The 12,055-nt window shown below is 41.9% G+C and carries 12 protein-coding genes; 8 read left to right on the top strand and 4 right to left on the bottom strand.

The window, feature by feature from the left end:
- The first annotated feature begins 1 nt into the window (after nt 1).
- Both R8O70_RS13555 and R8O70_RS13550 read left to right on the top strand, forming a co-directional pair.
- Nucleotides 2-1,372 (top strand): GGDEF domain-containing protein, encoded by a 1,371-nt coding sequence (locus tag R8O70_RS13555; RefSeq protein WP_318184209.1) that lies wholly within the window; start codon nt 2-4, stop codon nt 1,370-1,372.
- A 157-nt stretch (nt 1,373-1,529) separates the two neighbouring features.
- Nucleotides 1,530-2,417 (top strand): LysR family transcriptional regulator, encoded by an 888-nt coding sequence (locus tag R8O70_RS13550; protein ID WP_017635345.1) that lies wholly within the window; start codon nt 1,530-1,532, stop codon nt 2,415-2,417.
- Here R8O70_RS13550 and R8O70_RS13545 read toward each other — a convergent pair.
- Nucleotides 2,414-3,022 carry a response regulator transcription factor gene (locus tag R8O70_RS13545; RefSeq protein ID WP_206954610.1) on the bottom strand — a complete coding sequence of 203 codons (609 nt, stop codon included), beginning with the start codon at nt 3,020-3,022 and terminating at the stop codon, nt 2,414-2,416. The genes R8O70_RS13550 and R8O70_RS13545 overlap by 4 nt on opposite strands.
- Nucleotides 3,023-3,706: 684 nt before the next feature.
- Here R8O70_RS13545 and R8O70_RS13540 point away from each other — a divergent pair.
- Nucleotides 3,707-4,687, top strand: coding sequence for a chemotaxis protein (locus tag R8O70_RS13540; protein WP_025998672.1), 981 nt, complete (start codon nt 3,707-3,709; stop codon nt 4,685-4,687).
- Between the two features lie 49 nt (nt 4,688-4,736).
- On the opposite strand, the gene R8O70_RS13535 is transcribed toward R8O70_RS13540, so the two are convergent.
- On the bottom strand, nt 4,737-5,273 hold the full coding sequence (locus tag R8O70_RS13535; protein WP_154204316.1) for a prepilin-type N-terminal cleavage/methylation domain-containing protein: 537 nt from the start codon (nt 5,271-5,273) through the stop codon (nt 4,737-4,739).
- Between the two features lie 444 nt (nt 5,274-5,717).
- On the opposite strand from R8O70_RS13535, the gene R8O70_RS13530 reads away from it, so the two are divergent.
- The 4 genes from R8O70_RS13530 to R8O70_RS13515 all read left to right on the top strand — a co-directional run bounded on the left by R8O70_RS13530 (nt 5,718) and on the right by R8O70_RS13515 (nt 8,571).
- Nucleotides 5,718-6,440: a sulfite exporter TauE/SafE family protein gene (locus tag R8O70_RS13530; protein ID WP_042520743.1), complete on the top strand. Its 723-nt coding sequence runs from the start codon at nt 5,718-5,720 to the stop codon at nt 6,438-6,440.
- Nucleotides 6,441-6,542: 102 nt separating this feature from the next.
- Nucleotides 6,543-7,448 (top strand): EamA family transporter RarD, encoded by a 906-nt coding sequence (rarD, locus tag R8O70_RS13525; protein ID WP_064369681.1) that lies wholly within the window; start codon nt 6,543-6,545, stop codon nt 7,446-7,448.
- Nucleotides 7,449-7,657: 209 nt separating this feature from the next.
- Complete coding sequence (locus R8O70_RS13520; protein WP_258624014.1) at nt 7,658-8,044, top strand: MAPEG family protein; 387 nt, start codon at nt 7,658-7,660, stop codon at nt 8,042-8,044.
- Nucleotides 8,038-8,571, top strand: a complete 534-nt coding sequence (locus R8O70_RS13515) for a hypothetical protein (RefSeq protein ID WP_033906497.1) — start codon at nt 8,038-8,040, stop codon at nt 8,569-8,571. Before R8O70_RS13520 ends, R8O70_RS13515 begins: the two co-directional genes overlap by 7 nt.
- A 284-nt stretch (nt 8,572-8,855) precedes the next feature.
- Here the strand turns inward: R8O70_RS13515 and R8O70_RS13510 are convergent, their stop codons facing one another.
- On the bottom strand, nt 8,856-10,220 hold the full coding sequence (locus tag R8O70_RS13510; protein ID WP_213968434.1) for an endonuclease/exonuclease/phosphatase family protein: 1,365 nt from the start codon (nt 10,218-10,220) through the stop codon (nt 8,856-8,858).
- 394 nt (nt 10,221-10,614) lie between these two features.
- Here R8O70_RS13510 and R8O70_RS13505 point away from each other — a divergent pair, with 394 nt between their 5' ends.
- Complete coding sequence (locus R8O70_RS13505) at nt 10,615-10,929, top strand: DMT family transporter (protein ID WP_005376506.1); 315 nt, start codon at nt 10,615-10,617, stop codon at nt 10,927-10,929.
- A gap of 79 nt (nt 10,930-11,008) precedes the next feature.
- Here R8O70_RS13505 and R8O70_RS13500 read toward each other — a convergent pair whose 3' ends face one another.
- Entirely contained in the window at nt 11,009-11,914 is a 906-nt protein-coding gene (locus R8O70_RS13500) for a DMT family transporter (RefSeq protein WP_213891373.1), read from the bottom strand.
- Nucleotides 11,915-12,055: the final 141 nt, after the last annotated feature.

Here is a 12,055-nt window from a genome sequence, read left to right as displayed (position 1 = left end):
CATGACACTTAAAAGTATCGCGTTGTCTCTTTTCATCGCAACATTACTATTCGTCACTTCTGTCACAATGATTGGTGCGGTGTTAATTTCTTATGAAGTAAAGCAGTTCAACACTTACGCGAATAATTTAGCCAAAATAAAACAAAAAGTGATTCTCATGGGGCTAATGACGGAAGCGCAGCTCGAGCAATACAAAGGCATGAGCGTGAGTGAAGTAGAAGCGCAAACAGAGCTGAGCTTTCAAGATGCGATTTACTCCCTGTCACCTTATGAAAAACTCAATTACGTTGAATCTGTTGCACGGAAATCGCTTCATCAGGCTGAAGCGTATTTATCAAATGCGTTCAATCGACAAAATGCCGTTATGTATTTTCGTTCTTATACTGGAAACAAACTCATCTTAGAGAGACCGATTGAAGCGTTAGAGGGAGTGAAAGCCACATTTGATGTTGATTGGTGTAAAAGTAATTATTCTTGTGTGTTAGCTGCGTGGAAAGAGCAACTGACGGACCGGGTATTGTTTTCCCTACCATTTAAAACGACATACTCCGATGACATGGCGATAAGCATCATGAGTCCGGTTTACTTTCAAGGTGAGTTAGTGGGGGAGTTCTCGGAACAATTGTACCTCTCGCCGCTTTACAATGATGGGAAAGCGGTAGATGTTCAAATAGCGAATGGGAACAAGCAAATGGTGATTTATTTCGCTGGCTACCCCTTTCCATCATTCGCGTACACCCAATCATATGTTGCAGACAACAACAATCTTATCGTTTACATGTACCCATTCAGTAAAATTGTATTGGATTACGTGTTCTTGTTTATCATCTTCTTTTTCGTAACCTTAGCGTATTACAACAAAGCTTATGAATCTAAAGAGAGCAAACTTCGCCTCGCGAAAGCACTGACGAACGTGACGAAAGATGATTTAACGGGATTGTTTAACCGCAGAGTCTTTCAAGATAGCGAATTCAAACGTCGTTTGGAAACCGCGCCATATTCTGTCATTGCAATAGATGGCGATAGGATCAAGCGAATCAATGACCATTACGGTCACCATGTAGGGGACGAAGTTATTGGGATTATTGCTGATGCTATGTCTAAAGTGTTTCGAAATAGTGATTATCTAGTTCGAACTGGTGGTGATGAGTTTGTTGCGATTCTGCCGGGTTGCAGTATCAGTCAATCTTCAATATTGGCGAAGAAGCTTCGTAGTGTCGTTAAAGATAACCGACTAAAGACCTTGGATATCGAAGTTAGTGTGAGTACTGGTATCGCGACGAATGAATTACACGAAACGCTTCAGGACGTTATTGTACGTGCAGATGAAGATCTCTATGAGATGAAAAAACACAGACAAAAGTCCCATTAAGCAGCGCTAGTATTGACTCAATGTTAAGTTACGGAACATAACCATGACATAACTGTTTGATTAATTTGACCAAACAGAATGAGTGGTCTTTTATATTAGAGCAGTCAACAAATAGTGATTGCTCTATTTATTCTCGACCTTACATTTGGTGTCGCACGTGAACAAAGATCTCGACTTAAACTTACTTAAAATACTTGTCTTACTGGATAAGCACCGTCAGCTCAAGCCCGTTGCGAAAGCGATGGGGAAGAGCGAAGCGTCAATTAGCAAATACCTTGCCCGATTGCGACTCCAGCTAAACGATGAATTGTTTATTCGGCATCCTCACCACATGGAACCGACGGACTATTTAAAACGTCAATTACCTAAAATTTCCGATGCACTCGAGAAGCTTGAAACTTGTCTAATTAGAGATGAGTTTGAACCGGAAAATTACGAAAAAGACATCACCATTTGTTTACCGCAAACCGCTCAATACTCATTTGGGCATTTACTTGCAATGGATTTAATGGCGCTGTTTCCCAAGGCGCACATTTCGATAGCAACGATTACAGAGTATACGATAGAAGAGATAATCCTAGGCAAAGTGGATGCGCAGTTACATTACTTCAACGAGGATGTTCCGAAATCTGTTTATCAGAAGTTCATCGGCTATGCGCCTGCTGTAGTAGTTGTCCCTGAAGAGCTGGGAATTACCACCCTGGAAGAAGCGGCCAAACTTCCCTTTATCATGTTAGAGATTATCGGTTGGAAAGAGAAAGAGCAGCTCGTTAAGCGTGCAATGGAAAGCCACGGTATGGTCATCAACCGTATTGCGGCTCTAGACAACGTAAGCAGCGTATTGAAGCTAATTAAGCAAAAAAGCGCCGCAACCGTGTTACTTGAATATCAGGCGCCAATTGATGGATATAAATTTATAAGAGTGCCAGAGCATTTTTACCCAGATGGCTGGCCAAAAGTGGTTGTACAGGTGAAGCAAAGCTTAAGACATGATGCAATGCACCAGTTGTTAATCGGTGCTATTGCAAAATACATGAGCGCTTAGCGGCAAAACTCAATGTTTTCTGACTGAGGAATAGTATGCAGAAGTTCAATCAACGTGTCCGCATGGTACTTTTTCAGAATACGCGTTTTGTAGGTGCTGATTGTTTTAGCGCTGAGTGAAAGTTGTTCAGAAATCTTCTTATTTGAGTAGCCTTGTACAAGATAATGGAACACCATGGCTTCGCGATTTGAAAGTGTTACGTTACCTGACGATGGTGTGTGAGTCGACTTAAACATTGAGTAACCGCGTGAAACACTCACAATTGCGTCAATAATGGTCTCTCTTGTTTCATGTTTGCTTAAGAAGCCATTTGCGCCCATTTCGTACGCTGCTTTAGAAAGACTCGAGTAGTCGCGTGAAGAAACAAATAACAGTCGGCCACGATATCCTGTCGCTAAAATGTTTTTGGCTAAACGCATACCATCGCGGTCGCCAAGCACTACGTCTAAAATAATCAAATCAATCTTTTGGCCTCGGACAAGATCCATCACTTCCGCACTGCCAGTGGTTTGAATCACTTCAGCTGCGTTGATTACAGATTCAACTAGAGAAGCAAGTGCTTCGCTATACAATGGTTGAGCGTCGATAATAAGAACATTATTCAAAGTTAACCTCACCTAATACATCAACTAGTGTGCTGTCAGGCGACAGCGCAATTGGATGAATAGGATTGTAGGAAAAACCTTGCTAAGAGGAAGGAAAATGACTCTTTCCAAAAGTGAAAATCAGTGTCTTGATTATGGGAATAGCGATGTCAGGTATTGAAATACCTAGTGATAGGATGATTGCTTAAAACTTACGCTGACAGAAAACTAACAAACTGAAAGTGTTCTTTCAGTGTTCTATGCCTTCAGATTTTCTTGCGATGCCTCTAGCGCTTCGATTTAAACCCGTGTGTTCACAAGCGCAGTTTTATACCATGCCACTTGAAGAGAGCTTGTTCTACACCAGGCATGAGCACGCTAGCCAACTTTGCACTGATATCTGTTGGATAGGTTTGGCTATTGACGCTGAACATCACTTCAAATTATTTCTAAACTTTTCATTGACTCGGCCGCTAAAAGTGGAGGTGTTAATTCGCACTTTGGCCACTCATAATTTCGTGTTCAAAAATGAGACAATTTTACATGGTTTGGTATGGAAATGTGCGTTAGCCGTCCTTTTGATGGTTTACAAATTTTGTTGTAACGACTAAAAAGGACTTTTGGATTTTTAGCCAGAGAATGGCTTCTCATGGCGTTTGCATCAAACTTTTTCTGATGCGTATTTTTGGTTGGATAATTGGCTTTATGAGTAACGTAACCAGCACCATTTTGACAGAAAGTGGTACCAATGAGCTTGAAATCATCGAGTTTCATTTAGAAAAAACATTGCCAGATGGCAGCACAAAAACTTGTTATTACGGCATTAACGTTGCGAAAGTACGAGAAGTGATTCGCGTGCCAGAAACAACCGATTATCCAAACGCACAACCTCATATGATTGGTGTGTTCTCATCCAGAGATGTACTGACGCCTTTAGTGGATTTAGCTGGTTGGTTAGGTGTACCAACACGACAAGATCTGGAGCGCAAGTTTGTAATCGTTACGGATTTCAACAAAATGACCAACGGCTTCTTAATTGACAGCATTTCGCGTATTCATCGCATCTCTTGGAATGATGTGGAATCACCAAGTCAGTTTTTGGAAGCGGGCGAACAAGATTGTGTAGTAGCCGTTGTCCGTAAAGAAGGCAACCTGATCATGATTCTCGACTTTGAAAAAATCATCGCAGACATCAACCCAGAATTGAGTATGGAAAAATACGATGTGAAAGGGGACAAGTCGGTGGATCTCAACCAGAGAATGGTCGGTAAGCGTAATGCTAAAACGATCATGGTGGTGGATGACTCAGCATTTATTCGCTCTTTGATCCAAGATACATTAGCTTCTTCAGGCTACAATGTGATCACATGTAAAGACGGTGGTGAGGCGCATGAGAAGTTGATGAGCTTGATCGAGGTTGCGAAAGAAGAAAACTTGCCAGTTAAAGAGCTATTAGATGCGGTGGTTACGGACGTAGAAATGCCTCGAATGGATGGTATGCACTTAGTGAAGAGACTACGAGATACCGAAGCGTTTCATGAAATGCCGATCATTATGTTCTCGTCATTGATGAGTGAGGATAACCGAGCGAAAGCACTATCTCTTGGCGCAAATGATACGATTACCAAGCCAGAGATTGGCCGCATGGTGAATATGATGGATAAATACGTGTTTAACTTTGCGTAAAAAACCGATCAGATGAAACAAATAAGGCTGCCGATTGGCAGCCTTATTTTTATTGAGGGCAGGGAAGAATATCTAAGGTGTAACTCTCGTTTGGAGTCTGCGGTGGCCCATATAAAATTCCGCATTGAGTTAGGCTACTATTTTTATCATCTCTTGCTGAAATGACGACTTTAATGTTGTTAGTCTGAACAATTTTCCAGTCACTATCACCATGCTGATTCTCAAGTTCCGAGACTAATAGAGCTAAGCTTGTTTCATCTGCATCTGGGTAACCGTACCTAAATGTACAGTTAAGAGAGCCATTTAACTCACAGCTTGAGAAAGGCAGACTTTCTGGGCCCTTACCTGAACCTGCGTCGGTGTGTTTATTTGATATATATGGATAATGTTCCAACCCTGCAATCGCCATTTTCCCATAACCCACGCCTAATGCTGACGCAATAGCGCCTTTCATTCCTTCCAAACGTGCTTCACGTGCATCACTTTGAAGGTTTAAAAAGCGTGGCGCGGCAGTGACAGCAAGAATACCGAGCACGACAATAACTACGACTAACTCTATTAGAGTAAATCCCGTTTGTTTTTTCATATTATTTTCACAGCAAGTTAAAGGTAGAAAAACACTGACCGTACACTTGTCTATTGTGTAAATAAGTACGGTAATGATAAATCGATCAATAGTATAAAGAGGTGAGTTGTAAAGTGCTATACCGACGCCGCACTAATTGACTGAATCCATTAAATGCTACGGAGAATTCACGGGTCTAATTCGGCTAGATTTTAAGAGGTCATTAATTCCGCTGAAGAAATGCTGCGTGAACAGGCGAGCATGAATCCTCTTCGATGTAAGCAAACATGTACATCAGCGGAATGAAATACAAAATGCAAATGAGGGCGAACCGCACAAATGGATTGTCTTTTTATTCACTTTGATGAATGCTACGCGGAATTCATATCGCAGTATGCCTGAGGTATTCATCATGCGAATGTGCTTTGGTTTTGTGTTTATTTTTCAAATATAAGAATAATCTAAATGGAATTCGATTCGATAAACTTCCTTGCAATAGGTTTGATATTTCTTGGCTCTTATGTCCAGACCGCAATCGGTTTTGGCTTGGCTATTGTTGCCGCACCTTTACTGATTCTTTGGGCACCAGAATATGTTCCTGCGCCAATCTGTTTAGTCGCGTTGTTTATTTCGTTGATGAATGCGATGAAGCACCGCAGTAGTGTTGAAATCGGCGGTTTAAAGATGGCGTTGATTGGGCGAGTGCCGGGATCAATTGCTGGTGGCTTGCTACTCTTTTTTGTATCTACACAAACTCTCACGCTTTGGATTGGTTTGTTGGTGCTGTTTGCAGTCGTGGTGAGTGTTTTACCGTTTCGGGTTGAGCCTACGCCTTCGCGTATGACATGTGCTGGTTTCTTTTCTGGGTTGTTTGGTACCAGTTCTGCGATTGGAGGCCCTCCGATGGCGTTATTGTTGCAGCATCAAGAAGCGAATCAGTTACGCGGTAATTTATCGGCTTTTTTTGTTTTCAGTTCGATTATTTCACTAATAGTACAAATCCCAGTGGGCTTCTTCACATTGCATCATTTGGTCATTACTATTCCTCTATTACCTGCTGCGGCGCTTGGTTACTGGCTAGCAATGAAAACTACCCAGTCGTTACCAAAAGAAAAGATTCGGTTTGGGGCACTTATGTTGTGTTTTGTGAGTGGCTTTACCGCCGTCGTACAAGCGTTGAGCCAATAATGCCATCTGCATCATAAAGTCACTGCGGGATTGCATTCCTTTTTATGTAAGGCGGACTTGTTTACTTACGCCAAATTGGTCGTTTAGATGGGCGATAGTTTTATGAATAACACTCGTTATGGCACTTTTATGGCAGCATTCTCCTTTGTGATCTGGGGATTGCTACCAATTTATTATCGTTATTTACCGAATGCTTCTATGGATGAGTTGCTAGCATGGCGAATCATTGGGTCTGTACCTGTCGGGTTTCTAATTGTACTTGGGATAACCCGTCGAGGGCTGAATTGGAAAGAAATCTGGCTTGATAAAAAATCCTTGTGGTACACGTTTGTGGCGAGCAGTTTGATGTGTATTTCTTGGAGTGCGTTCACTTGGGCTTTGACCCATCATCGGGTCATCGATGCCAGCTTAGGCTTCTTTATTGGACCATTAGTATCTGTTGCGCTGGGCGTATTTATTCTTGGGGATAGGCTCTCAAAAGGCAAACTTATTGCAATAGTGTTGGCAACAATTGGTGTTATGTATCAAGTGATTCACTATGGTCAGCTACCCGTTATCGCACTAACGATGGGGTTGTTCTTTGCTTTGTATGGGCTGTACAAGAAGAAGATAAATTATGACTGGAGTACAACCTTGTTTGTTGAGGCGTTGTTACTGACTCCAGTTGCACTCGCATATTTGCTCTATAAACAATGGGCAACTGGTGAACTGGCTTCGGGCACAGATACCACAACATTGCTTTTGTATTTTGGCAGTGCACCTATCACACTTTTACCACTCGTATTTTATTCTATCGCAATACGTATAACTAATTTATCAACCGTCGGTCTAATGCAATACATCGAACCAAGCTTGCAGTTTGTGTTGGCAGTTATGTTTTTTGGCGAGTTGTTTGACGAAGTGAAAGCGGTGACCTTTGCATTTATTTGGGCAGGGCTGTTGTTCACAATTTTTGAAAGTATTATCAAAGGGCATCGGCGCAAAAAGCTGGTCAAACACCCCTTATAGTGGTTTCAATATTCTCACATATTAGCTTCTTTATTCTTATGCCCTCCATTCGAGGGCATTTTTAATGTCATGAAGCATTGGCTTTCGTTTTTTGCCCGAATAGAAATCATAACTTGAGATTATTTGACGCATTATCATAATGATACCGCTATAGTTATAGCCAAGTGACACGCTTATATAAGTGAAAACCAGATCAAGAAGGACGACATATGATCACAGCTCTGTATGCCAACATTCTCGCAATACTCATTATTTGGTTGGCTGTTCAAGTAATTAAGCAACGTCGCTTAAATCAAATTGCTTATGCCGATGGTGGGGTAGAGGCTCTACAAATTGCTCGTAGTGCCCAGAGCAATGCGACAGAATATATCCCCATCACCCTGATTTTAATGGCACTTTTAGAATTCAATGGTGCTTACCCAACATGGATACATCTCACCGGTATTATTTTTGTAATTGGTCGAGTTATTCATGCTAAAGGCATATTGAAAAAAGACTTGAAAAAGCGCATTAGAGGGATGCAGGTGACATTTCTGGTGATACTTTCATTGGTTGTGTTAAATATGATTTACCTGCCATACGATAAGTTATGGTAAGTCTGCGACGTTACATTCCACCACCTTGGGTACTCGTTCTGATTGGATTAGTACTGAATATTGGCGCGATCATCGTTACTAGCTTAGTCCTTGATAAGTTGGGTAAACAGCACTCGCAGCTCGCAGAGCAAACAGCAGAAAACTTGTATTCCATCCAACTCGCATGGAATAGTGTGGAAACCCTAGAAAGGAAAAGAGAAGCTTTACTGCTGCATGTGCACATAAGTCAGAGCGTAGCGATACCTTTAGAGCTAGAAGAGGTATTAGCAGGGCATTTATCTTCTTGGGTTCTCAACGAGTCGGATGAAATAAAAATTGATCAACTTCCTCAACTAATGTCAAAGATAAATCAGGCACAAGCTTCGTATAGAGACCGCATCGATAATTACTACATTGAGAATGTAGAGCTCAATGAGGTAATGGCAAAGCAGGATGAAAAGATCGCTTGGTACAAGAATATCGGACTCTTCTTGCAAGTATTCGGACTTGCGTTAATCCTTGCACGCGACTTAGCTAGGAAGCAATAAAAGCAAGAGCTAAAGATCAGGTTTATTGCGAAATGCCAATGGTAGTTTGCAAATTGCAATTTATTCTGTGAGCAAACAGTAGCTATTGGTTAAGTTTTAATGAAAGTGATTAAATAACAACCTGTTTTTGTGCGCTGAAAAGTTGGCACGCCTCATGCTTTAGTATGAGTGACCCTTTCTAAGCCGAGGGTCACCTAGCCAACTGACGTTGTTAGTGAACCATCTTGTTCACAAATATATACAGCCAATCACGACTCCTTGTGGTTGGCTTTTTTTTATGCGGTCTAGAACTGTGCTTTAATCCAGATCATGCGATGGTCGGAAGATACATCCTTACCATCACCATACTTACCGATACGTGCATCGTTAAATAGTTTACGGCCTTCTTCATAAGACGCTGACCAGTACACACCAGAGTCTATTACATTCAAATTTGCTGAAGGCAAGGCATAGTCTACCCCTAAGCCAAACGTTGAAGTGATGCGATTCGGATATGGGTGAGTTGAACTGCGGTCAACAGCGTGTTCAGCTGCACCAAAGCTTGTTGGGTAAAGCTCACCATTCATCACGGTTTGATTAACCAATGGATCGTTGTGCAGCTCTTGCATTACAGAGCTAATACCGTCACCAGCCACTGGATCAAGGTTTTGATCACCCATCATTACGAATTTAGTGCCGTTCGTTAAGCCACCTGTTTTACCCGCATCGTCGTAAAAATAGTCTTTGCCTTGAATGTAATGATGCCAAAACTCCACTTCTGCTGCGTTTTGCGCTTTGTTTTTACCGGTGTCGAATACTGGTGGAGTAGGATGAGACATCAACAAGTGTACAACTTCTTCGCCATTGCGAGTTGGAATGATGATTGGCGCGTCGACGTGATTTTTCGAAGATAGACGCACTTGATCCCATTCTTCCGCTGAGTACCATTCATCACCACACTTCATGCCGTCTGGAATCTTTTGCGAACCGTCACAGATAGTAATGGTTGGAATTTTCGCACCTTCCATATCTTTCCATTTAAATGCTTGGAATGTACGTGTGTTTGCCGTGTCAATTTTATACTTAGACATAAGGGCAAATGCATATTGACCATGGTACATGCCAAAGCCCCATGCATCACCTGGCATTTGACCAGCGGTTCCGTTGTTGTCGAGATCAAACTCACTCAACAACCCTGTATTGGTTGAATAAGATTCAGCATAAGGGTATTCAATAGGCTCAAGGTTTGCTTCACCGCCCGCGCCATCGATACTTTGCGCGACAGACAAGTAGTTCTTCTGGAATCCTTCAATGGCTGCTTCGTTTTCGCCTGTTCCGTCGTTGTTGTATTCCGCCATCATAAGAACATCAGGACGATTCTTTTGAATGATTGCTGCAACGTTACGAATTTGAATGACTTTTTCCGCAGTGGTTTTGTCTTCGGCTGCGATTGAACCGTCTAAATAAGAGGTGACCAACGCAGTTTGCTGCGTTGGTTCAATTTGCATTTCATCTACCAAAGTTTCGAAGGTAGCGCGGTCAAAAGAGAGGTTGTAAGTCGCTATTTTTACTTCTTTAGGCTGAACATTGACGTATTCAGTATCGTCATTACATCCAGATAGTAGAGCGGCGCCAACAAGGACAGCGATAGAGGTTTTGATTGCTTTCATGGGTACGTCATACCTTATAATTAATTCGGCTGAATATTAAAGTCATCAGTCATTGTTTTAAGCGATATTAGTCACACAAACGTTTTCATATTTACATGTTCAATTAGTTTTTGTGTGATTTGTGCAATAAATGCAACACTTTCAACACCAGAAGGTTATATGTAAATTGTTAAAAAACGGTGTCGTTATTGATGCGAAATAGAGAGTCCGCCACCGTTAAAAAGAAAAGCGTAGAATTTAAGCGTACATGAGATGTTTGAGTTGTATGCTTATCGCCGTGTTTTATTTTTTATGTTTAAATTTCTGTATATAATAAGCAGTCAATCAGAAGTGAGGACGACCTCACCGCTCTATCTTTTCTCGGGGACGACCCCATCTCGTTGGGAAATGTGACATGGCTTGGGGAATTCTCTTCATTGCGGGCTTGTGTGAAATCGCATGGGCTGTCGGTCTTAAATATTCACAAGGGTTTACCAAATTCGGTGCTTCGGCATTCACTATTGTCTTTATGTTATTGAGCTTTTGGTTGCTTGGCATTGCGTTAAGAACCTTGCCTTTAGGCATTGCTTATGGCGTATGGGTAGGGATTGGCGCAATAGGCACGGCAGTCGTGAGTATTTATCTGTTCAATGAGCCAGCAACACTTATCAAAGCCTTAAGCTTGCTAATGATTGTCGCTGGTATCGCAGGGTTAAAAATATCAGCTTAACGTTAGGCTAAACACAAAACAGCCAGAGTCACTCTGGCTGTTTTTCTAAATGTCGTGTTTACGGTTCTGGGTAGGTATATCAAGCGTTGCGCTTAATAAGAGGTAACCGTAAGTGATGACCAAACGCATTAATTAATGCGCCTGTAACAATCAGACCGCCACCGACGTACGTCCAAATGATCGGAACCTCGCCAAAGAAAATGATGCCTAACAACACAGAAAATACGATCTGGATATACGAATAAGCGGAGGCTTTACCCGCTTGTTGAGTTTGCATCGCTTTGGTTAACCCCAATTGCCCAATTTGGGTAAAGACACCAACTAGAACCAACATGAAAGTCAGATATAGATCGGGCATTACAAAATCGTCGCCAATCAGTAAGAGTGAAGCGGGGAGAGCAACCAACGGGAAATAGAAAATGATCACTGAGCTGTCTTCTGTCTGACTCAGTTTTCTGACAATGACGTAGGCAATTGAGCTACCAAATGCGCCTAAGATCGCAATCATGACGCTAAACATTGGTAAAGCGCTATCTGAGCCTTGCCCCGTTTCTGGGCTTACCATGATATAGATGCCGAGTAAGCACAACGCAATACAAAGGAAAGTTGACGGCTGGATGCGCTCTTTCAAGAAAAATACGGCGAGTAGTGCAGTAAACACCGGATGAATATATTGGAATATCGTCGCTTCTGCCAAAGGTAAGGTGGTCACTGAATAATATACACACATCAGAGCCATCGTGCCCACAGCACCGCGTGCAAATAGTAATGGCTTATTATTGCCCCATACAGAAATTCGTTTTCGCTTTACATCGAAATAACTAATGATAAGTGAAACGAGCGCTCTTGCTGCAACGATTTCAAAAACGGGGATACCGTAGTTGCCGACGTGCTTTACTGTAGCCGACATCAGAGCAAAGCCGAACGCGGAAAGCACCATAAAGCGCACACCGATGGGAATCATAGTGTTGAATGAATTGGACATTTTACTGCTCATTTGTTGCGACAGATCTCACTTTAGCATACTTAGTTAGCGATTAAATCCTCTCAACTCAAACACTTCTGTCGACAAGATGAATAAACAGTAGAATACGTAGCAATTAATCTGCCTCTCTCAGCGTAACAA

The organism is Vibrio sp. 779(2023) (assembly GCF_033344285.1).
GTDB lineage: Bacteria > Pseudomonadota > Gammaproteobacteria > Enterobacterales > Vibrionaceae > Vibrio > Vibrio alginolyticus.
Note: the sequence above shows the minus strand (reverse complement) of the source record. Positions and strands in the feature narration are given on the sequence as shown.

Excerpts from the sequence above, each read along its gene's own strand:
- R8O70_RS13555 (WP_318184209.1), top strand. The coding sequence starts at position 2 with ATGACACTTAAAAGTATCGCGTTGTCTCTTTTCATCGCAACATTACTA.
- R8O70_RS13540 (WP_025998672.1), top strand. The coding sequence starts at position 3,707 with ATGAGTAACGTAACCAGCACCATTTTGACAGAAAGTGGTACCAATGAG.
- R8O70_RS13535 (WP_154204316.1), bottom strand. The coding sequence starts at position 5,273 with ATGAAAAAACAAACGGGATTTACTCTAATAGAGTTAGTCGTAGTTATT.
- R8O70_RS13530 (WP_042520743.1), top strand. The coding sequence starts at position 5,718 with ATGGAATTCGATTCGATAAACTTCCTTGCAATAGGTTTGATATTTCTT.
- rarD (WP_064369681.1), top strand. The coding sequence starts at position 6,543 with ATGAATAACACTCGTTATGGCACTTTTATGGCAGCATTCTCCTTTGTG.
- R8O70_RS13520 (WP_258624014.1), top strand. The coding sequence starts at position 7,658 with ATGATCACAGCTCTGTATGCCAACATTCTCGCAATACTCATTATTTGG.
- R8O70_RS13515 (WP_033906497.1), top strand. The coding sequence starts at position 8,038 with ATGGTAAGTCTGCGACGTTACATTCCACCACCTTGGGTACTCGTTCTG.
- R8O70_RS13510 (WP_213968434.1), bottom strand. The coding sequence starts at position 10,220 with ATGAAAGCAATCAAAACCTCTATCGCTGTCCTTGTTGGCGCCGCTCTA.
- R8O70_RS13505 (WP_005376506.1), top strand. The coding sequence starts at position 10,615 with ATGGCTTGGGGAATTCTCTTCATTGCGGGCTTGTGTGAAATCGCATGG.
- R8O70_RS13500 (WP_213891373.1), bottom strand. The coding sequence starts at position 11,914 with ATGTCCAATTCATTCAACACTATGATTCCCATCGGTGTGCGCTTTATG.